Origin of the sequence: Streptomyces sp. SID3212 (assembly GCF_009865405.1) — a bacterium.
Lineage (GTDB): Bacteria > Actinomycetota > Actinomycetes > Streptomycetales > Streptomycetaceae > Streptomyces.
On sequence record NZ_WWJY01000001.1, the window covers coordinates 1 to 20,869 of the forward strand.

Consider the following 20,869-nt stretch of genomic DNA (forward strand, 5'->3'; position numbering starts at 1 on the left):
CGGGGCGCGACACCGCGCCGGACCCGGGACGCGCCACGCCCGCCGCCCCCGACACCGTCACCGACATGCCCGCCCTCCACGTCGACGTCGTCGCGCCCGTCGGCGCCGGGGACGCCTTCGCCGCCGGCTTCCTCTCCGCGACCCTCCGCGGCCTGCCCGCCGCCGCCCGCCTCCGCCACGGCCACCTCATGGCCGCCGCCACCCTCACCGTCCCCGGTGACCTCGGCACCCCGCCCTCCCGGGCCGACGCCGACCGCCTCGCGGGCCTCGACGGACGCGCCTGGGAGAGACTTCGTCTCGGCCCCGGCTGGACGGCGGCCATCGAGCAGGAGGTACGTACCCGATGAGCCAGACCGTCGACCGCGCGCTGAGCATCCTTCCCCTGCTCGCGCAGGGGCCCGCCGACCTCGGACAGGTCGCCGAGCGCCTCGACGTGCACAAGTCCACCGCGCTGCGGCTGCTCCGTACCCTCCACGAGCACGGGCTCGTCTACCGCCAGCAGGACAACCGCTACCGCCTCGGCGCCCGCCTCTTCGCGCTCGCGCAGGAGGCCGTGGAGAACCTGGACGTACGGGAGATCGCCCACCCCCACCTCGTCGCGCTCAACGAACAGGTCGGCCACACCGTCCACTTGGCGGTGCACGAGGAGAACGAGGTCCTCTACATCGACAAGGTGGAAAGCCGCTACCCGGTCCGGATGTACTCCAGGATCGGCAAGCCGGTCGCGATCACGGTCGCCGCCGTCGCCAAGCTGCTCCTCGCCGACCTTCCCGAGGCCGAGCGCCGGGCCCTCGCCGAGCGGCTCGACTTCCCCCTGTACACGCCCCGTTCGATCCCCAACGCCACTGCTTTCCTGCGGGAGTTGGCCACCGTACGCGAACAGGGCTGGGCCACCGACCTCGGCGGCCACGAGGAGTCCATCAACTGCATCGGCGCCCCGATCCGGGGTACGGACGGCAGGGCGGTCGCCGCCATGTCGGTCTCCGCGCCGAACGTCGTCGTCACGGCCGAGGAACTCCTCACCCTGCTCCCGCTGTTGCGCCGCACCGCCGACGCGATCAGCCGGGAGTACTCCGGCACCACCCACTCCAAGGAAGCACGCACATGAGCGAGAACACGCCCCAGCTCCCGAAGACCGCGCTGACCCCCGCCACGCACACCGCGCCGCCGGCGAAGTTCTCGCACGGCGTCCGCAAGGGCAACATCCTCCAGGTCGCGGGCCAGGTCGGCTTCCTCCCGGCGGTGGACGGCAAGCCTCCGGTCCCGGCGGGCCCGACCCTGCGCGAGCAGACGATCCAGACCTTCGCCAACGTCAAGGCGATCCTGGAGGAGGGCGGGGCGGGCTGGGACGACGTCATGATGGTGCGCGTCTACCTCACGGACGTGGACCACTTCGCCGAGATGAACGCGATCTACAACCAGTACTTCGAGGAGCAGGGCCTCAAGGAGGCCGCCGCCGCCCGTACGACGGTCTATGTCGGCCTGCCCAAGGGGCTGTTGATCGAGATCGACGCGCTGGCCGTCCTCGGTTGAGCCTTTCCGCCTTACCTCCCCCTGTCGGGTACGGCGCCCTCACCTCCGTCCGAGGAGGCGCCGTACCGCGATCCCCCCTGCCCAAAATGCCCAGAACAAGAGGTCCCCCCATGCTGCTCGCTGCCGACGCGCCCCCTGAAACCCCGCCCCACACCGGGGGTTTCCTCCTCATACTCGGCGGTACCGGCGGGCTGCTCACCGTCGCCGCCCTCGGTATCGCACTCCTCCTCTTCCTGATCATCAAGGTCAGGATCCAGCCCTTCGTCGCCCTGCTCGGCGTCTCCATAGCCGTCGGCCTCGCCGCCGGACTGTCCGTCACCGAACTCTTCGGTACGGTCCAGCGGTCCACCTCCGTCTCGATGATCGAGTCGGGCATGGGCGGCATCCTCGGCCATGTCGCGATCATCATCGGCCTCGGTACGATGCTCGGCGCGATCCTCGAAGTGTCCGGCGGCGCCGAGGTGTTGAGCGCCCGGCTGCTGAACCTCTTCGGTGAGAAGCGCGCGCCGCTCGCCATGGGCGTCACGGGTGTCATCTTCGGCATCCCGGTCTTCTTCGACGTCGGCATCTTCGTCCTCGCGCCGATCGTGTACGCGGCCACCAAGCGCTCCGGCAAGTCGATCGTCCTGTACGCGATGCCGCTGCTCGCCGGTCTCTCCATGACCCACGCGTTCCTGCCCCCGCACCCGGGTCCCGTCGCCGCCGCCGGGCTGTTCCACGTGGACCTGGGCTGGATGATCCTGATGGGCGCGCTCGTCGGGATCCCGGCCGTCCTCGCCGCCTGGGTGTACGCGGCCTGGATCGGAAAGCGCCTCTTCGTGGAGGTCCCGCAGGACATGCTGGAGGCCGCCGAGGAGGCCAAGGCCGCCGTCGCCGAGGAACAGCGCGCCGCCGGGGTCGCCCCGCAGGAGGCGCCGGTCGGCCTGGGCACGGTCCTGGCGATCATCGGCACCCCGCTGGTCCTGATCCTGCTGGCGACGTTCTCCTCCATCGCGCTGGACCCGTCGACCGGCCGCTCGGTCATCGAGTTCTTCGGCCACCCGTTCGTGGCGCTGACGATCGCACTGCTGCTCGCGTACTACCTGCTGGGCCTGCGGCGCGGCTGGTCGCGCCAGTCGCTGGAGCGGGTCTCCACCGCGTCCCTCAAGCCGGTCGGCAACATCCTGCTCGTCGTCGGCGCGGGCGGGGTCTTCGGCGCGGTCCTCAAGGGCAGCGGCATCGCGGACGCCCTCGCCGACACCTTCCACGACGTGGGCCTGCCGGTCATCCTGCTGGCCTGGCTGATCTCGGTCGTGCTGCGCGTCGCGCAGGGGTCCGCGACCGTCGCGATCGTCACCACCGCGGGCATCGTGGTCCCGCTGGTCGAGGGCCAGGGCTTCTCGCAGGCGCACCTCGCCCTGATCATCATGGCCATCTCCGCGGGCTCGATCTTCGCTTCGCACGTCAACGACGGCGGGTTCTGGATGGTCGCGAAGTACTTCGGCATCTCGGAGCGCGACACCCTGAAGTCGTGGACGGTCCTGGAGACGGTCCTGTCGGTCGCGGGCTTCGTGGTGGCGGCGCTGCTGAGCCTGGTGATCTAGAAGAGTCCGTACGAGGCGAATCCGTACCGCTCGAACCGCTGTCCGTGGCGCCGCACGCCCTCTTGCGCGATCACCGCCCGCCCCGCTTTCGTGACGTGGGTCACGTACGGGGACGAGAGTGGAGGCGCGAGACGCATGGCAGGCACCACGGACAGCGGCACGGGTGAGTACAGCGGTACGGGTGAGTACAGCGGTTCGGACGGGACCGCCCCGGCCCGGCCGGGGACAGCGCGGTCCACCACCTCCACCTCCGGTCCCCGCAGGTCCAGTTGGCGGTACATCGGCCCCGGGATCGTCGTCGCCGCGACCGGCGTCGGCGCGGGGGACCTGGTCGCGACGCTGATCGCGGGCAGCCAGTTCGGCTACACCCTGCTGTGGGCCGCGATCATCGGCTGCGTCGTCAAGATCTCGCTCGCCGAGGCCGCCGGGCGCTGGCATCTCGCCACCGGCACCACCCTCTTCGAGGGCTGGCGCAGCCTCGGCCACTGGACGACGGTCTACTTCGCCGTCTACGTGGTCGTGTGGGGCTTCGTGTACGGCGCGACCGCCATGTCCTCCAGCGCCCTGCCGCTCGTCGCGCTCTTCCCCGAGGGCCCCGGCCTCAAGACCTGGGCGGTCATCACCGGTCTCGTGGGCCTGGTCTTCGTCTGGTTCAACCGGTACGCCGTCTTCGAGAAGGTCATGACGGTGCTGATCGGGATGAAGTTCCTGATTGTCATGTACGTAGCGATCCGGGTCGCTCCCCGCCTCGGCGACGCGTTCGCGGGGCTCGTACCGGTCCTGCCGGACGGCTCGCTGCTCTACACGCTGGGGCTGATCGGCGGCGTCGGCGGCACGATCACGATGGCCGCGTACGGCTACTGGGTCAACGCCAAGGGGTGGACCGACTCCCGCTGGATGCGGGTGATGCGGCTGGACAACCGCGTCGCGTACGTCACCACGGGGTTCTTCGTCGTCGCCATGCTCATCATCGGCGCCGAGCTGCTGCACTCCTCCCAGATCGCCCTGACCTCGGGCGACCGGGGGCTGATCGACCTCGGCACGATCCTGGAGGACCGCTTCGGGGTCGTCACCGCGAAGCTCTTCCTGGTGGGCTTCTTCGCGACGTCGTTCGGTGCGCTGATCGGGGTGTGGCACGGGGTGAGCCTGATGTTCGCGGACTTCGTGGACCGTATCGTCCGTGAACGACGTGGGACCGGCACCGAGGACATGGTGGAGACCGTTGCCTCGGGGGAGCGGGAGCGGTCGGTCCTGTTCCGCGCGTACCTGCTGTGGCTGACCTTCCCGCCGATCGGGCTGCTCTTCCTGGACCAGCCCTTCGGACTGGTCGTGGTGTACGGCGTCCTGGGCGCGTTCTTCATGCCGTTCCTGGCGCTGACGCTGATCTGGCTGCTCAACTCCTCCCGTACGCCCGCCCAGTGGCGCAACGGGGTGCTGAGCAATGTGATGCTCGCGGTCGCGGGGCTGCTGTTCGTCGTGCTGTGCGCGAAGCAGGTGAAGGACCTGATCTGGTGAGTCCGGGGCTGGGTGAGTCCGGGGCCGGACGCGCGACAGCGCCGTCGGGTGGGGTTCGACGGCGCTGCCGGCCCTGTGGGGGGTCTTCGGTCGTGCGGGTCCGCTACGGGAGGGAGTGGACCTTCGGGCCGACGGCGTTCGACCATGCGTTGCCCGCCGTCGCGTCCCAGTTGGTGGACCAGGTCATCGCGCCACGCAAGCCCGGGTAGGTCTTCGACGGCTTGAACGAACCGCAGTTGGTGCCCCGGGTGAGGCAGTCCAGCGCGTTGTTCACGATCGTCGGGGAGACGTAACCGCTGCCCGCGCCCCGCGTGGAGGCGGGGACGCCGATGCCGACCTGGGCCGGCGCGAGGCCGCCTTCGAGCTGGATGCAGGCGAGCGCGGTGAGGAAGTCCACCGAGCCCTGCGAGTAGACCTTGCCGTCGCAGCCGAGCATCGAACCGCTGTTGTAGTACTGCATGTTGACGACGGTGAGGATGTCCTTCACGGCCAGCGCGGTCTTGAAGTACTCGCCGCCCGTGCTCTGCATGTCGATGGTCTGCGGCGCCATCGTGAGGACCATGTTCGGACCGGCCTTCGCGGCCAGCTGGTGCAGGGCGCTGCTCATGTACGTGGAGTTGAGGCCGTTCTCCAGGTCGATGTCGACCCCGTTGAAGCCGTACTCCTGCATCAGCGCGTAGGCGCTGTTGGCGAACGCCGTCGCGGAGGCGGCGTTGTTGATGGAGATGGTGCCCTTCTCGCCGCCGATCGACAGGATGACCGACTTGCCGGCGGCCTTCTTCGCGGCGATGTCCGACTTGAACTCGGCGGCGGAGCCGTAGCCGACGGCCGGGTCCAGGTTGAAGGTGATCTGGCCGGGGGTGGCGGTCGCGTCGGCGAACGACACGGCGATGATGTCGTACTGCGACTGGACGTCACGGAGCTTCTGGACGGCCGCGCCGTTGTTGAAGTTCTGCCAGTAGCCGGTCAGGGCGTGCTTGGGCACGGTCGGGTTGGTGCCGCCCCCGTCCCCGCCGCCGCCGGTCGCCGAGGTGGTCGCGTTGACCGTGGCCGACTTGGGGCCCTCACCGGCCGCGTTGGTCGCGGACACCTGGAACGAGTACGAGGTGCTGGCCGCCAGGCCCGTCACGGTCGCGGACGGGGAGGTCGACGACTGGACCTTCGTACCGTTGCGGTAGATGTTGTAGCCGGTGGCGTTGGACACCCCGCCCCAGTTCAGGGTCACGGACGACGAGGTCACCGAGCCGGCCGAGAGGCCCGCGGGCGAACCGGGGATCGTCGGGCCGGGGTCGCTGCCCCCGCCGCCGTCGGGGCCGAAGACGGAGATGTCGTCGGCGAAGTAGGTGGGGGTGCCGTACCAGCCGTGGGTGTAGACCGTCACGGACCTGGTCGAGGCGCCCGTCCTGAAGCTGGTGGTGAGCTGCTTCCACGAGGTGCTGTCCGGCGTCCAGGTCGACACGTCGGTCGTGCCTGTCCCCTCGGCCCCCAGGTAGGCGAGGCCGCCCTGCACCCAGGCGCTCAGCGTGTAGGTCGAGTTGGGCTGTACGGCCACGACCTGCGAGCACTTGGCGTTGTCCTGGCCGCTGGGCGCGCCCTTCAGGGCCGCCGCGCCGCCGTGTACGGGCGAGCCGACCGTGGAGCCGCTGCCGGCGGAACAGGTCCAACTCCCGAGCCCGGACTCGAACCCCGCGTTCTTCGCCACGTTGATGTCGGCGGCCTGCGCGGTCCCGGCGAGCCCGGTGACACTCAGCGCTCCGGCGGCCGCGACGGCCACCGCCCCGCCGATCCATGTTCTGACGCGTCCTCTGGAGCCTGGTGCACGTTCCACTTGCTGCCTCCGCTGGGGGATCGGGGATGGAGGTACGTAAAGAGTGAGAGGAACGGTGGCCACCGTTGGACGTAGAAACTGGTCCAGACCAATCAAGTTGTCAAGACCTCTGGCAGAAGGTCGTATACGGGAGCGCTCCCGACCGGCCCGAATGACGCCCGCCGGGCTGCTTCGCCCGATTTTGTAGCTGCCCGTCATGTGACGGCCACAGCCCGGGTATCCGAAAGGTGTTCTCTGCACCGTAAGACGTGGATAAAGTGCTGGGGCAGGAGAACGGAGCAGGAGAGATCTGCGGTCGCCGGGGCTCCGGCGTCCCGGGCTGAACGGGGAACCAACGTGCCGACCGCGATCGCTGTCACCAGCCCTGATCTGGTGCTGCCGCCGACCGACCAGCAGACGCCCACCGCGACCCTGCTCCAGCCGCCCGACGCCCAGCCGTTGGGCGACGCGCTCGCCGACATGCAGGTGCTCGTCGAGCAGTACGGCTATGTCGTCGCCGTCTACCCCGCGACCATTCCCACCCCGCACGAGCGGCGGCTGCACACCGTCCGCAACCTCCTGGAGAGCGACCGGATCGCGCTCCTCAAGGTGGACCTGCCGCCGCTCGCGGTGGCCGTCCTGGTGCGCCAGCTACGGCAGTTGTCCCTCTGCGACTTCCACCCGGGGATCATCGCCTCCGCCGCCCGGCTGCTCTCCCACTACATCCACGCGGGCGCCCTGCTGAATTCGGTCGCCCGGCTCGACCGGGTCCCGGTGAGCCTGAAGACGCACGCCAAGTCCTGGGTCCCCGGAGCGCAGTTCGGCGTGGTCGCCAATCCCGTACCCCAACTGGTCAAGATCGGGTCCGGTGAATTGGACGGACCGGATTTCGCCACGCATCTTGTCGTCGGACAGGGGTCGTTGCAGTCCGACTGGGTGACGGAGACCCTGGCACCCGCCTGGCGCGTCCAGGGGATCCAGGAGTGCGCGCTGCCTGCGGAATCGCCGGCCTGGTGGGGCACGGCGAAAATGATCGAATTCGCCGCGTTCCTGCCGGACATCTCCGTGCTCTACCAATTGGTCGCGTCGGTCCGCCGCGAGGTGTGCGGCTGGTGCGGATCCGAACTCATAGGGGACCGCTGCGGATTCTGCTCCGCGCCCCTCGGCCCGCCCGAGACCCGCGGCCGCGTCAGCGGTGTGCTGACCAGGGGAAGCCCTACGCGCCAAGGGGCGTAGCCCGCCCGCCGGATGCCCGGCGACCTCCCCGTACCCGCTCCGATCTGTCACGCTTCCCTGACCCACGTCTTCGAACGAGGTTGCCCCTCCCATGAATGCACGGCAACGCCGCGGCGTCATACTCCTTCTCCTCTCGATCCTCTGCGCCGTCGCGGCCTTCGCCGGGGTGCTCTCGGTGATACGGGACGTGAATTCGAAGGTCGGCCCCGAGGTCGCCGCGTACCGGCTGAAAGCGGATGTGGCGCCCTACACGCCGCTCCGGAGCGGGCAGTTCGAGAAGATCGAGATGCCGGAACGCTGGCTGTCCGAGAACGCGGTGACCGACCTCTCCGTACTCAACGGGAAGATCGCCGTCACCACCCTGAAAAAGGGATCCCTGCTCCAGGACGACATGATCGTCAAACGCCCCGAACTCGCGGCGGACGAGCAGGAGATCGCCATCATGATCGACGCGGAGACCGGCGTCGCGGGCAAGATCAGGCCGGGCGATCTGGTCAACATCTTCGCGACCTTCCCCGGCGACAACGACGGCGCCACCCCGCAGTCCCGGATCATCGTCCCCAACGCCAGGGTCCTGGACGTCGGCAAACTCACCGCTCTCGAAGCCAAGGAGAGCGACCGGACCCGCACCGGACTCCAGCAGGCCGTCCCCATCACGTTCGCGCTGAAGACCAAGGACGCCCAACGGGTCGCGTACGCCGAGTCCTTCGCGGACCACGTGCGACTCGCCCTCCTCCCCGACGGCAATCCGACAACGCTGCGCCCCGGGGAGAGCACCTACACGCTCGAAGGGGACAAGTGAGGGACGCATGACCACCCGAATCCTTCCGGTCGTCGGTGACGCCGACGCCGCCCGGTCCATCACCACCCTGCTCAGCCAGCTCCCCGACGCGGAGCCGGCCGCGCCGGTCGGCGACTCGACGTCGCTGATCGACACCCTGGCCCGGCTGGCCGCCGAGTCGATCGACGAGCTGCCGGAAGTGGTCCTGGTCCACGAGCGGATCGGACCGGTGCCCGCGCTCGAACTCATCCGGGAAGTGGCCCTGCGCTTCCCGGCCGTCGGCGTCGTCCTGGTCACCTCCGACGCCAGCCCCATGCTCTTCTCGGCCGCCATGGACTCCGGCGCCCGGGGCCTGGTCGGACTGCCGCTGTCGTACGAGGAGTTGGCGCAGCGCGTCCAGGCCGCCGCCGGGTGGTCCGTGGGCGTACGGCGCCATCTCGGCCAGGGTGCCGAGGTGTTCAGCGGCCCCGGCGGGATCGTGGTCACGGTCAGCGGGGCGAAGGGCGGTGTCGGGACGACCCTGACCGCCGTACAACTCGCGCTGGCGGCACGGGCGTCGGGTATGACGACGGCACTCGCCGACCTGGACCTCCAGGCCGGGGACGTGGCCTCGTACCTCGATGTGCAGTTCCGCCGGTCGATCGTGGACCTCGCCACCATCCAGGACATATCGCCCCGGGTCCTCCAGGACGCCGTCTTCATCCACCACACCGGCATCGGCCTGCTGCTGGCGCCGGGGGAGGGGGAGCGGGGCGAGGAGGTCAACGAGCGGTCCGTACGGCAGATCGTCAGCGCGCTGCGCCACCGGTACGACGTCGTGGTCATCGACTGCGGTACGCAGATGAACAGCGCGAACGCGGCGGCGATCGAGATGGCCGACACCACCCTGCTGCTGACCACCCCGGACGTGGTGTCGGTGCGGGCGACCAAGCGCATGGTGCGGCTGTGGGACCGGCTCCAGATCCGCAAGGCGGAGGAGACCGTGACGGTCGTCAACCGCCACTCGAAGAACACCGAGATCCAGCCCCAGCTGATCGAGCGGATCACCGGCACCCGGGTCTCCCGGTCGGCGATCCCCGCGAACTTCAAGGAACTCCAGGCGGTCGTGGACGCGGGCCGGTTGCAGGATCTGGAGTCCAAGTCCACCGTGAAACAGGCGATCTGGGGCCTGGCGGGCGAACTGGGCCTGGTGAAGGCCCAGGAGGGTGAGCGGAAGCACGGCAAACCGGGCAGGACCAGGACCAGGAACAGGGCAGAGCGGGACCGGGTCGGGAACCCCGGACCGAGCGCGATCGGAGCGAGACGCGTGAGAGGGCAGATCGAGCCATGAACCGTCCTGGGACACCTACGGGGATACGTACGCGGTACGGAGAAGCGGGGTACGGAGAAGCGCGGCGCGGTGACACGTGCGACGCGGAGAGGGCCGGCGCGCGGCTGCGCGGGGACCGGGGTCAGGCCGCGTTCGAGTTCACCGGCATGATCCCGATCATCCTCGGCACCCTGGTGCTGCTCTGGCAGGCGGCACTGATCGGCTACACCTTCTCGCTCGCCGGCAACGCGGCGGACAGGGCCGCGCGGGCGGCGGCGGTGGGTGAGCCGTGCGGCGCCGCGGCGGCGGAGGATCTGCCCGGCGCCTGGAGCATGGGCGCGGTCAACTGCGGCGGGGGCGGCGGCGATCTGGTGACCGTCGACATCGGCCTCAACACCCCCGTGCTCTTTCCCGGCTTCAACATCCCCGTCAACATCACGGCCCACGGGTCCGCCTTGAGGGAGACCACGCCATGAGCGCGCGGAGGGACCGGGAGAAGGGCCAGGCGGCCCTCGAATTCGCCGGTGTGATCACGCTGTTGCTCATCGTCGGGCTCTCCGCCGTCCAACTGGGCCTGGCGGCCTACGCCGTACAGCAGGCGGGGACGGCGGCGCGGGCGGCGGCCCGTACGGCGTCCTACCAGCAGGCGGACGTGGCCCCCGCGGCGGCGGGGGAGGCGGCCGTCAGCGGCTGGCTCGACCCCGGCATCAGCGTGTCGGACGACGGGGAAGCCGTGACGGCCACGGTCACCGTCCCCGTCCCGTCCGTCCTGCCGCTCTTCCAGTTCGGCCCGGCGGTCAGGAGCGCGACGATGCCCAAGGACTGACCGCCGGCCCCGGTCACCGGTCGTAACAGCAACGAGCACGACGAGCACATCCGGCACATCCGCAACACATGAGCGAAACGTGGGAGTTGAGGACATGAGCCTGCGGGCACGCATCAACAGCCCCGAGCCGTCCAACGGGCACGGCGAGGAGAGCCTGCTCGTCGGGGTCTACCGCGCGAAACTCCTCGAAGAGATCGACCTCGCGGAGATGTCCGCGCTGGCCGCGGCGGAACGCCGGGCCCGCCTGGAGCGTGTCCTCGGCCACATCATCAGCCGGGAGGGCCCGGTCCTCTCCACCGTCGAGCGCTCCCAGCTCATCCGCCGCGTCGTGGACGAGGCCCTCGGCCTCGGCATCCTGGAGCCGCTGCTGGAGGACGCGTCCATCAGCGAGATCATGGTCAACGGCGCCGACCAGGTCTTCGTCGAACGCGGGGGCCGGCTGGAGATGCTGCCCCTGCGCTTCGCGTCGAACGAGCAGCTGATGCAGACCATCGAGCGCATCGTGTCGACCGTCAACCGCCGCGTGGACGAGGCCAATCCGATGGTCGACGCCCGGCTCCCGTCGGGCGAGCGTGTCAACGTCATCATTCCGCCGCTGTCCCTGACAGGACCGATCCTCACCATCCGCCGCTTCCCCCGGGCCTTCACCCTCCAGGAGATGATCGGCCTCGGCTCGCTGGACCAGCAGATGATGCTGCTCCTCGGCGGACTCGTACGCGCCAAGTTCAACGTCATCGTCTCCGGGGCCACCGGCACCGGCAAGACGACCCTCCTCAACTCCCTCTCCGGACTGATCCCCGAGGGCGAGCGCATCGTCACCATCGAGGACTCCGCCGAACTCCAGCTCCAGCAGTCCCACGTCATCACGCTGGAGAGCCGCCCCGCCAACGTGGAGGGCAAGGGCCAGGTCAGCATCCGCGACCTCGTCCGCAACTCCCTGCGCATGCGCCCCGACCGGATCATCGTCGGTGAGGTACGAGGCGGCGAGACGCTCGACATGCTCCAGGCGATGTCCACCGGTCACGACGGCTCGCTCGCCACCGTCCACGCCAACAACGCGGAGGACGCGCTGATGCGGCTCCAGACCCTGGCCTCGATGTCCGAGGCCGGGATCCCCTTCGTCGCGATCAAGGACCAGATCAACAGCGCGGTCGACGTCATCGTCCAGCTGACCCGGCACGCCGACGGCTCCCGCCGGGTCACCGAGATCGCCATCGTCGACTCGCAGGGGAGGGAGGAGTACCGGATCGTCTCCGTGTGCAAGTTCCTCGCCCAGCCCATGGCCCCCGACGGGCGGATCTACGGGAAGTTCGAGTACTACCCGCTGCCGCGCCGGGTCGCCGAGCGCCTCTACCTCAAGAGCGAACCGGTGCCGCCGGCCTTCGGAGTCGCCCGAACGGAAGCGCAGTTGGCGATACGGAGCTCACCGGCCTGACGCACGTCCGACAGGCCCCCTCCGCCCAAGCCTCCGTTCCGCCCAAGTCCCGTCCCGCCCAAGTCCCGTCCCGTCCACCGAGAAGGTCCGTACGCCATGGTCAACCTCCCGCTCCTGACGGTCGGCCTCACCCTGTCCACGGGTGTCCTCGCCGTCGCCGGCGTGCACGTCTACGCGTCGGGCAGGGCCCAACACCGGGCGCTCGTCGACCGCATGACTCAGACGGGCCAGCTCGCGGCCGACACCGGCCGCCGCAGGCGGTTCGCCGGGGTCGACCGTCGGCTGCGCGGGACCACCACCGGCAAGCGCATCGAACGGAAGATCGCCGCGACCGGCCTCGACCTGACCCCCGGCGAGTACACCGTCTACGTGGCGGCCGGCCTCCTCGCCCTCTACTTCGTCGTCGGCGCGGTCTTCGCCCCGTTCTTCGGCTTCCTGGCGGCGCTGGTCGGCCTGTGGGGAGGCAACGCGTTCCTCAACTGGCAGCGGGTGAAGCGTACGGAGGCGTTCATCGGCCAACTCCCCGAGCTGACCCGGGTCCTGGCCAACGCGACCCACGCCGGGCTGGCGATGCGTACGGCACTGGCGATGGCCGCCGAGGAACTCGACAACCCGGCCGGCGAGGAACTGCGCCGGGTCGCCGACCAGCTCAACATCGGCCACTCCCTCGACGACGCGCTGGGCGAACTGGCCGACCGGCTCCCCTCCCGCGAACTGGTCGTCCTGGTCACCACGGTGGTGCTGTCCAGCCGGGCGGGCGGCCAGATCGTCAGCTCCCTGCGCAACCTCACCGAGACGCTGGAGGAGCGCAAGGAGACCCGCAGGGAGGTCACGACCATGCTCGCCCAGGTCAAGGTCACCGCCCTCGCCGTGCCCCTGCTCGGCCTCGGCTTCCTGCTGATGATCAACGCCATGGCGCCGGGCGCCCTGGACAAGATGACGGGTTCGGTGATCGGCCAGGTCGGCACCGTCGTCGCCTTCGCGATGTACGCCGCCGGCTACATCCTGATCCGCCGCATGTCCCGTATCCAGGTCTGACCCCGGCCGAGGAGCGGAGAGAAAGGACAACTCATGGGATCAGGAACGGGACTCGGGCTCCTGCTCGCGGTCGCGATGGGCGTGGCGGTGTACGGCGTCTTCCACGGCATCCGCCTCTACCGCGCGGACGCCAAGCTCCCCGGCGACCTGGCGGTGGCCCTGGAGATCGGCGCCACCCGCACGACGGCCGTGGGCTCCGGCATCGACCGCCTCGGCATGCGCTGGGCCCCGACCGTGCTGGGCCTGATGGGCCCCAAGCGGGTCGAAGCCCTGCGCCACCGCCTCGACATGGCGGGAAACCCCGGCGGCATCACCGTCGACCGTTTCGCCGCCCGCCGCGCGGTGTACGGGATCCTCGGCGCGTTCGCCGCCCTCGGGATGGTCGCGCGCGGCCAGACCGTCATCGCGGTGGTCGCCCTCACCTTCGGCCTGGTCTGGCCGGACGTCATCATCCGGGCGCACGTCCGCAGGCGGAAGGCGGACATCGAACGGACCCTTCCCGACTTCCTCGACGTCCTCGCGGTGGTCGTCTCGGCGGGACTCGGCTTCCGGCAGGCGCTGGAGCGGGTCGCCGACAAGTACACAGGCCCCTGGTCGGACGAACTGCGCATCACCCTGCGGCAGATGGACATGGGCGTCAGCCGCCGCGAGGCCTTCGAGCAGTTGCGCAGGCGCAACGCCTCCGAGCAGGTGTCGATGTTCGTCACCGCCCTCCAGCAGGGCGAGGAGCTGGGCGCGCCCATCGTGGACACGCTCATACAGATCGCCAACGACATGCGCCGTACGGACGCGCAGAACGCGCGCCGCAGCGCCGCCCAGGCGGTGCCGAAGACCACTCTCGTCGTCACGATGGTGATGCTTCCCGCCACCATGATCCTGATCGTCCTGAGCTTCTACTACGGCTCGGGAGTCGACTTCGGAAGTGTCCTCTCGGGCTGATGAGGCGTTGACAGGCAGGACGAGCGACCACCACGGATCCGAAGGGAGGTGACCCATGACGGCGACCACGGCACCGCACGTCCCGCCGCTCCCCATCCAGGTCAACGCCCTGCAAGCGCTGTGCCGCCAGACCTTCGGCTTCCGGCTCGCGATGATCGCGCTGGCCGCGCCCTTCGCCCTCGACCGCGAGCTGAGCACGCCGGGGACCTGGCTGGTCGGCTCCGCGGTGCTGGTCACCTTCATGGTGTCGTACGTCCTGCTCCGTGACTGGGAGCGGTTCGGCCCCGTCCTCCTGCGCCACCCGGCGCTGCTCGCCGCCGACATGTTCTTCGGCGCCCTCCTCCTCGCCACGGCGTCGCCCGACTCGACGCTCGCGTACGTCACCATCTGCACCCCGCTCCTCGCCGGACTGGTGTACGGCTGGCGCGGCGCGGCCCTGTTCGCCGTGCTGCAATCGCTGATCATCGCCGCCGCGTACGCCGTCAACGGCGCGGTGGAGGCGGGCTTCAACGCCCTGTTCCTGCCGGGCCTTTGTGTCATCGCGGGCGCCGTGGGCAGCACGCTGCGCAACCTGGTCCTGGGCTTCGGCATGGCGAGCCAGGCCCTCACCGAGGCCCGCGCGCGGCTCGCCGCGCACGACGCCGTCGAGGAGGAACGCGCCCGCCTGGCCCGGGAGATGCACGACTCGGTGGCCAAGACCCTGCACGGTCTGGCGATGGCGGCGGAGGGCCTGGCGAGCACGGTGGACCGTACGGACCCGCCCACGGTCCGCCGCCAGGCGGAACTGGTGGCCCGCGCGGCCCGGCGCGCGGCGGCGGAGTCACGGGAGCTGCTGGCGGACCTGAGAACGGACCCCGGCCCGCGGAGCCAACCCCCGACCGGCGTGGACATCCTGGCCGAACTGCGATTACGGACAACCCGTTTCGCGACCCGGCACGGCGTCCGGACGACGTTCCACCGGCTGGGGGACACGGCCGTGCCGCTGCTCCCGCCGGTCGCGGCGCGGCACGCGCTGACGATCGCCTCGGAGGCGATGGACAACGCCCACCGCCACGCGAACCCCGCCGAGATCTCGGTCTCGGCGGGGGTGACGGGAGACGTCCTGCGGATCAGCGTGTACGACGACGGCCGGGGCCTCCCGCCGGACATCTCCCTCAACTCCCTCGCCCGCACCGGCCACTTCGGCATGGTCGGCATGGTGGAGCGGGCGGCGTCGATCGGGGCCCGCATCCGCATCGGCAGGGGCGGGGCGGCGAACGGCACGGAGGTACGGCTGGAGCTCCCGTCCGCCGCCCTGGGGACGACGGACACCGCAGCGCCGGTGAGGAGGCCGTAGGGATGCAGGCGGACCACCGGAGCACGACAGGTCCGGCGGAGGAGCCGGAGCCCTACCGCCCCCTCCGGATCGTGGTCGCGGACGACAACCCGGTGGTACGGGCGGGCCTGGCGGCCCTGCTGTCCGGGCGCGACGACATAGAGGTGGTCGGGGAGGCCTCGGACGGCCGGGAGGCCTACGACCAGGCCGTACGCCACCGCCCCGACGTCGTCCTGCTGGACGTACGGATGCCGGGCGTGGACGGCCTCGCCGCTCTGCCCCGCCTGGTGCCGCTGGCCCCCGTCCTGATGCTGACGTACAGCCGCGAGAACGAGATCGTGTACGAGGCGCTCAGGCGCGGCGCGGGCGGGTATCTCGTGCACGGCGAGTTCACGGCGGACCAACTGGTGCGGGCGGTGGGGGACATCAGGGCGGGGCGGGCACATTTCAGCCACTCGGCGGCGGGTGCGCTGCTGGCGAATGTCCGGCAATTCACGCAACACTCTTTGCATACGCAATCGAATGTGGGACATTCTTCCGGGGGGCGTGAGTTGTCACCCGCTGTTCTGTGCGAGGAGTTGAGCCGGCGGGAGGGGGAGATCATGGAGTTGATCGCGTCGGGAATGACCAATCAGCAAATCGCCGCGGCGTGCTTCATCAGCCAGAAGACGGTGAAGAATCACATCAACCGCATCTTCGCCAAGCTGAACGCGCGCAACCGCGGTGAGGCGATCGACCGGTGGCACGGGGTGGCGCCGGGAAGACCCGGAAAGGCCGGGGAGTCATGACCGACACCGTCCCGATCGGAACGAAGGCCCCCGGCACCCTTTGCTGGGCCCGGCGTTGGGCCCAAGGGCCCATGGCGAGAGGGGCTTGCCCGGCGTACGTTTCTCATGTCACGCGTGAGACCGGCCGGGAGGAAGCCGGTAGCGCGCGCGACACACACGAAGCGCACGAGCCGGCCGGCACTCGGCCGGCCGACACCGGAGGGGAACGCCATGTCGAACATCCCGCTGAAGGCCGCCACCGCGACCAAACACTACGTCGGCACCTGGACGAACACGGCGATCACCGCGATGAAGCGGCGCGGCGACCAGGGCCAGGGAGCGGTGGAGTATGTCGGGGTGATCGTGCTGGTGGCGCTGATCATCGCGGCGCTCGTGGGGTCGGGCGTGGCCGGGACCATCGCCAACGGCCTCGCGACGCAGGTGAACAACATCCTCGGCGGGTGATATCGCGGAGTTCCCGTGAGGCAGGGCAGGCGGCGCCCCTCTACATCATGATGGTGGCGAGCCTGCTCTTTCTCGCGCTCGCGTTCTTCGCGGTCGGGCAGGCCGGTGCCACACACAACGGCGCCCAATCGGCCGCCGACGCCGCGGCATTGGCGGCGGCCCAGGAATCCAGGGACCTCTTCAAGGACGACCTCGTCAAGGATCTTCTGACACCGGGCTTTCTGGACGACGTGTTCAACGGAAATCCCGTCGGATCGGCCCAAGGCTGCGCGGCCGCGGGTTACTTCGCCGGTCAGAACGGGTCCGATGTCACCGGCTGCGCCGCGCTCACCGACGGGAGATGGGGATTCACCGTCGACGTCGTCACTCAGGAGCCGATGGGAAACAGCATCCTGCCCGGCACCGAGAACAAACACGGCGAGGCGGGCGCCACGGCGGTCGTCGAGCCCCGGTGCAGCTTCGAGGCCGCCGAGGACCAGGAGGATCCGCCCGGGGAGCCTGGGGAACCCGGAGAGCCCGGACAGCCCGGGGAGCCCGGGGAGGACGACCCCGCCGACGACCCGCCGGCGTCGCCGGGTGATCTTCATTGCGAAGGCGCCATTCTGCACGTCGATCCGGAGCCTGACCTCCTACCGGACATGGCCGACCTGTTTACCGTCCGACTGGCCCAGGACTGACCGCGAGCGACGTTAGGAACAGCACTCATGAGAATGTGGCATGGAGCGAAGGCGAGCAGGGTCGCGGGGACAACCCTGTCGGCTCTCGCCCTGATGGTGTCCCTCGCGGCGTGTGGCAGCGGGACCGGAAGCGGCGACGACGGCGAGAAGGGGTCCGCGAGCAAGGCCGCGACCTCGGCGCCCGCCGAGGAGACGCCCACGTCGGAGAGCAGCGGCCCGACCGTGCCCGACACCAGCAAGACGTTGACCACTATCAATGGCACCAATGGCTTTCAGATCGTGATTCATACCGCGGACCGTGACGAAGGCGGATTCCTGACCGTCACCGGCACGATCAGGACCAGCAGTGGCAAGAGCGAGGTCGCCCCGGTCGAGTGGAACGGCCAGGAGCCGCAGGTCCAGCGGACGGGCCGCTCCCTGGCAGGGATGACGCTCGTGGACAAGGCGGAGAAGAAGCGTTACTACGTGCTGCGTGACACCGACGGATTCCCGCTGACCACGACGGGCATCGTGGCGGTCAAGCCCGGCGACGGGGTCGCGTTCTTCGCCCAGTTCCCCGCCCCGCCGGATTCGACGTCGCAGGTGGACCTCCAGCTCCCGATGATGCCCACCGCGACGATTGCGATCTCCTGATGCGTGCCCCCCTGCCCCGCGCACGCAGCGGGCACGCTCCCACGCCGTACACACGCACCCCCCGCCCCCTGACCGCCACCCTCGCCGCCGTCGTCCTCCTCGCCGGGATGCAGTTCACCCTCGCCGCCGGCGCGCGCGCCGATGACGGGCCGAGTGTTCCGCCCGGGACCGGGTCGACCTCGCCGCCGCCCGAGGTGGACGCCGGCGCGGCCGGGCTGCGGTTGCGCGACGGGGCCACTCTCGCGCCCGCCAAGGTCCTCGACATCATCTCCATCGTCGAGACCGAGGGCGGCGAGGAACGCCGCGAAGACACCAACGAGAACGTCAAGTTCGCCCTCCAGGCCGAGGTCCTCTTCGGCAAGGACAGCGCCAAGCTGTCCCCCGCCGCCACGTCCCGTATCGCCGCCATCGCCGACGAGATCAAGCAGCAGGGCTCCACCAAGGTCCGCGTCTTCGGCTTCACGGACAACCTCGGTTCGTCCGCACACGGCGACGTGCTCTCCAAGCAGCGCGCGGAGGCGGTACACGGCGTCCTGGACACGGAGTTGGCCTCCGCCGGGATCACGTACGAGATCCGCGGCTACGGCGAGGACTACCCCATCGCGGACAACGGCACGGAGGAAGGCCGCAAGAAGAACCGCCGCGTGGAGGTGTCCTTCCCCCGCAACGACTGACCGGTGCCCGGCATCGGTGCCGGCACCGACAGGAGCAGCCGAACCCCGCCCGGGCCAGGGCCACCGACCCCGGGCGGGGTTCCGCTATCCCGCCGTCCGCACCCCCACCCGCGTCCCCACCCGCAGTCCCCACCCCGCCATCGCCCCCGCCTCCGCCTCCAGCACATGGCGGGCCCGCCACCGGGGCAGCGGCAGGCGGCCCGGTCTCAGCGTGTGGACGTCGAGGACCGTCAACTCCCGGTCCAGGTACGCCACATCGATCGCGAAGCGCATCCGGAAGGTGTGCACGCTGCCGCACGGGGTGATCAGCAACGCGCCGTCGATCCCGTCCCGCCCCAGCAGCCCGCGCCGCCGCGCCCCGTACGACGCGGCGATCTCCAGACCGATCTCCGGACCGACCCGCACCTCCGCCCCGCTCTCCGCCCCGGCCCCGACCGTCAACGTCCCTCTGCCATCACGCCAGTTCCCCATGCCCCGACCGTAGACCCGAGTCGCGTCCTACAGTCGGTGACGTGTACGCCACGCTGATCGCCGTCGCCGCCCTCTGGGGCGCCGCCACCGGGCTGCTCGTGCCGCGCGCCGCGTACCGGCTCGCGGTCGAGCCGGAGGACGGCCTGCGGGCCGACTGCCCGGCCGGACACCCGATCACCGGCCCGGCGGGTGGCTGGCTCGGCACCGCCCGGTGCGCCCGCTGCCACGCGGCCGACGGCACTCCCTACGCCCGCTCCCGCCTCCTCCCTCTCCTCAGCGCCCTCTCCTGCGCCGCCCTCGCCGCCGCCACCGGCCCCCACCCCGCGCTCGCCGTCTGGCTCCTGCTCGTGCCCTTCTGCGCCCTCCTCGCCCGCGTGGACGGGGCCGTCCGCCGCCTCCCCGACGTACTGACCCTCCCGCTGGCCGCCGCCACCGCCGCGCTGCTCGGCGTCGTCGCGCTGCTCCCCGGCGGCGACGGCCCGGGCGGCGGCTCGTGGACGACCGCCCTCCTCGGCGGACTCGCCCTCGGCGCCTGCTACTTCGTCCTCCACCTGATCAACCCGGGCGGCCTCGGCTTCGGCGACGTCAAACTCGCCCTCGTCCTCGGGGTGGCCCTCGGCTGGTACGGCTGGGGCGTGCTGGCCGGCGGCGCGTTCGCCGGCTTCCTGCTGTTCTCGCTGTACGGCTCCGCCCTGATGCTCCGCCGCCGGACGGCACGGGGCATCACGCTCCCCTTCGGGCCGTTCATGATCGCCGGAACGCTCCTCGGCCTGCTCGCCGGAGGCCTGACGGCCCGCTAGCGGGCCCAAATCCCGGTGGAAACCCGTGAAAACTCGTGAAACCCCGGACGGCCCGCGAAAACAGTCGCCAACTCGCCGCCCCGATGCCACGATCTCCTTATGTCTGACACCGGTGCCCGTACCTTCGAAGAACTGATCGCGGAGGCCGAAGCCGCGTCCGTGGACGGTTGGGACTTCTCCTGGCTCGACGGCCGGGCCACCGAGGAACGCCCCGACTGGGGTTACGCCCGCCTGCTGGCCGACCGGCTGTCCCGCGCCACCGCCGCCCTCGACCTCCAGACCGGCGGCGGCGAAGTCCTGGCCGAGGCCCTCACGGCCGGCCCCGCCAGGCCCTCGCTCACCGTCGCCACCGAGTCCTGGCCCCCCAACATCGCCCGCGCCACCGGCCTGCTCCACCCCCTCGGCGTCGCCCTGGTCGCCGACCCGGACGAACCCCCGCTGCCGTTCGCCGACGCCGCCTTCGACCTGGTGGTCAGCCGCCACCCCGTACGGGCCTGGTGGGACGAGATCGCCCGGGTGCTGCGGCCCGGCGGCACGTACCTCTCCCAGGAGGTCGGCCCGGCCAGCGTCTTCGAGCTCGTCGAGTACTTCCTCGGCGCGATGCCCCCCGAGATCCGCTCCGGCCGCGACCCCGACCGCGCGGCCAAGGAGGCCGAGGCCGCCGGACTGGACGTCATCGATCTGCGTACGGCCGCGCTGCGCACCGAGTTCCGTGACATCGGCGCCGTCGTCTACTTCCTGCGCAAGGTGATCTGGATGGTCCCCGGCTTCACGGTCGAGCGGTACCGCGACCGGCTCCTGGAGCTGCACCGCCGTATCGCCTCCGACGGGCCTTTCGTGGCGACGACCACCCGCTTCCTGATCGAGGCCGTCAAGCCCGCGTGAGCGCCCCCTGCCCCGTCCCGCCCGGCCCGCGTCAAGTCCGTGCCGTCACCCCTTCGCTCCTGAGAGTGACGACCACGCGTGGCGAGTTCTCGCCATTTCCCCGGGGCCGTACCGCGAAAAAGCCCGGAATCCCGGGCCCCGCAAGGGGTCGAACCGCTGCCCGCCCGCCAACCCGCGCCC

The 20,869-nt window shown here is 70.5% G+C and carries 23 protein-coding genes; 21 read left to right on the plus strand and 2 right to left on the minus strand.

Annotated features, from left to right (window positions below; translation table 11 throughout):
* The 5 genes from GT042_RS00005 to GT042_RS00025 all read left to right on the plus strand — a co-directional run.
* The coding region (locus GT042_RS00005) for a PfkB family carbohydrate kinase (RefSeq protein ID WP_237530340.1) at positions 1-347 on the plus strand (347 nt) is incomplete at its 5' end.
* Positions 344-1,108, plus strand: a complete 765-nt coding sequence (locus tag GT042_RS00010; RefSeq protein ID WP_161306612.1) for an IclR family transcriptional regulator — start codon at positions 344-346, stop codon at positions 1,106-1,108. The genes GT042_RS00005 and GT042_RS00010, both read left to right, overlap by 4 nt.
* Positions 1,105-1,533 (plus strand): RidA family protein, encoded by a 429-nt coding sequence (locus GT042_RS00015; RefSeq protein ID WP_161306613.1) that lies wholly within the window; start codon positions 1,105-1,107, stop codon positions 1,531-1,533. Before GT042_RS00010 ends, GT042_RS00015 begins: the two co-directional genes overlap by 4 nt.
* A 110-nt stretch (positions 1,534-1,643) precedes the next feature.
* Positions 1,644-3,116, plus strand: a complete 1,473-nt coding sequence (locus tag GT042_RS00020) for a gluconate:H+ symporter (protein WP_161306614.1) — start codon at positions 1,644-1,646, stop codon at positions 3,114-3,116.
* Between the two features lie 135 nt (positions 3,117-3,251).
* Entirely contained in the window at positions 3,252-4,631 is a 1,380-nt protein-coding gene (locus GT042_RS00025; protein WP_161306615.1) for an Nramp family divalent metal transporter, read from the plus strand.
* A 103-nt stretch (positions 4,632-4,734) separates the two neighbouring features.
* Here GT042_RS00025 and GT042_RS00030 read toward each other — a convergent pair whose 3' ends face one another.
* The gene (locus GT042_RS00030) at positions 4,735-6,459 is read right to left on the minus strand and encodes a glycoside hydrolase family 18 protein (RefSeq protein WP_345943618.1); all 1,725 of its coding nucleotides are present in this window, start codon (positions 6,457-6,459) and stop codon (positions 4,735-4,737) included.
* Between the two features lie 336 nt (positions 6,460-6,795).
* On the opposite strand from GT042_RS00030, the gene GT042_RS00035 reads away from it, so the two are divergent.
* The 14 genes from GT042_RS00035 to GT042_RS00100 all read left to right on the plus strand — a co-directional run bounded on the left by GT042_RS00035 (position 6,796) and on the right by GT042_RS00100 (position 18,533).
* The gene (locus tag GT042_RS00035; RefSeq protein WP_161306617.1) at positions 6,796-7,674 is read left to right on the plus strand and encodes a hypothetical protein; all 879 of its coding nucleotides are present in this window, start codon (positions 6,796-6,798) and stop codon (positions 7,672-7,674) included.
* A 91-nt stretch (positions 7,675-7,765) separates the two neighbouring features.
* Positions 7,766-8,476 (plus strand): Flp pilus assembly protein CpaB, encoded by a 711-nt coding sequence (gene cpaB, locus GT042_RS00040; RefSeq protein WP_161306618.1) that lies wholly within the window; start codon positions 7,766-7,768, stop codon positions 8,474-8,476.
* 7 nt (positions 8,477-8,483) lie between these two features.
* On the plus strand, positions 8,484-9,785 hold the full coding sequence (locus tag GT042_RS00045; protein ID WP_161306619.1) for an AAA family ATPase: 1,302 nt from the start codon (positions 8,484-8,486) through the stop codon (positions 9,783-9,785).
* Positions 9,782-10,240, plus strand: a complete 459-nt coding sequence (locus tag GT042_RS00050; RefSeq protein ID WP_237530341.1) for a pilus assembly protein — start codon at positions 9,782-9,784, stop codon at positions 10,238-10,240. Before GT042_RS00045 ends, GT042_RS00050 begins: the two co-directional genes overlap by 4 nt.
* Positions 10,237-10,590: a TadE family protein gene (locus tag GT042_RS00055; protein ID WP_161306620.1), complete on the plus strand. Its 354-nt coding sequence runs from the start codon at positions 10,237-10,239 to the stop codon at positions 10,588-10,590. The genes GT042_RS00050 and GT042_RS00055 overlap by 4 nt, the downstream gene beginning before the upstream one ends.
* Before the next feature lie 94 nt (positions 10,591-10,684).
* On the plus strand, positions 10,685-12,025 hold the full coding sequence (locus GT042_RS00060) for a CpaF family protein (protein WP_161306621.1): 1,341 nt from the start codon (positions 10,685-10,687) through the stop codon (positions 12,023-12,025).
* 96 nt (positions 12,026-12,121) lie between these two features.
* The gene (locus tag GT042_RS00065; protein ID WP_161306622.1) at positions 12,122-13,063 is read left to right on the plus strand and encodes a type II secretion system F family protein; all 942 of its coding nucleotides are present in this window, start codon (positions 12,122-12,124) and stop codon (positions 13,061-13,063) included.
* 33 nt (positions 13,064-13,096) lie between these two features.
* Positions 13,097-14,002 carry a DUF5936 domain-containing protein gene (locus tag GT042_RS00070; protein WP_161306623.1) on the plus strand — a complete coding sequence of 302 codons (906 nt, stop codon included), beginning with the start codon at positions 13,097-13,099 and terminating at the stop codon, positions 14,000-14,002.
* A gap of 55 nt (positions 14,003-14,057) precedes the next feature.
* On the plus strand, positions 14,058-15,338 hold the full coding sequence (locus tag GT042_RS00075; protein WP_161306624.1) for a histidine kinase: 1,281 nt from the start codon (positions 14,058-14,060) through the stop codon (positions 15,336-15,338).
* A 2-nt stretch (positions 15,339-15,340) separates the two neighbouring features.
* Positions 15,341-16,105, plus strand: a complete 765-nt coding sequence (locus GT042_RS00080; protein WP_161306625.1) for a response regulator transcription factor — start codon at positions 15,341-15,343, stop codon at positions 16,103-16,105.
* A gap of 210 nt (positions 16,106-16,315) precedes the next feature.
* Entirely contained in the window at positions 16,316-16,549 is a 234-nt protein-coding gene (locus tag GT042_RS00085; protein WP_161306626.1) for a hypothetical protein, read from the plus strand.
* Positions 16,546-17,226 (plus strand): pilus assembly protein TadG-related protein, encoded by a 681-nt coding sequence (locus tag GT042_RS00090; protein ID WP_161306627.1) that lies wholly within the window; start codon positions 16,546-16,548, stop codon positions 17,224-17,226. The genes GT042_RS00085 and GT042_RS00090 overlap by 4 nt, the downstream gene beginning before the upstream one ends.
* Positions 17,227-17,253: 27 nt before the next feature.
* Entirely contained in the window at positions 17,254-17,859 is a 606-nt protein-coding gene (locus GT042_RS00095) for a hypothetical protein (RefSeq protein ID WP_161306628.1), read from the plus strand.
* A 107-nt stretch (positions 17,860-17,966) separates the two neighbouring features.
* The gene (locus GT042_RS00100) at positions 17,967-18,533 is read left to right on the plus strand and encodes an OmpA family protein (protein WP_237530342.1); all 567 of its coding nucleotides are present in this window, start codon (positions 17,967-17,969) and stop codon (positions 18,531-18,533) included.
* Between the two features lie 84 nt (positions 18,534-18,617).
* On the opposite strand, the gene GT042_RS00105 is transcribed toward GT042_RS00100, so the two are convergent.
* Entirely contained in the window at positions 18,618-19,004 is a 387-nt protein-coding gene (locus GT042_RS00105) for a DUF192 domain-containing protein (RefSeq protein WP_161306630.1), read from the minus strand.
* 41 nt (positions 19,005-19,045) lie between these two features.
* On the opposite strand from GT042_RS00105, the gene GT042_RS00110 reads away from it, so the two are divergent.
* Together GT042_RS00110 and GT042_RS00115 are read left to right on the plus strand one after the other, a co-directional pair.
* Positions 19,046-19,804 (plus strand): prepilin peptidase, encoded by a 759-nt coding sequence (locus GT042_RS00110; protein WP_161306631.1) that lies wholly within the window; start codon positions 19,046-19,048, stop codon positions 19,802-19,804.
* Between the two features lie 99 nt (positions 19,805-19,903).
* Positions 19,904-20,689 carry a class I SAM-dependent methyltransferase gene (locus tag GT042_RS00115; protein ID WP_161306632.1) on the plus strand — a complete coding sequence of 262 codons (786 nt, stop codon included), beginning with the start codon at positions 19,904-19,906 and terminating at the stop codon, positions 20,687-20,689.
* Positions 20,690-20,869: the final 180 nt, after the last annotated feature.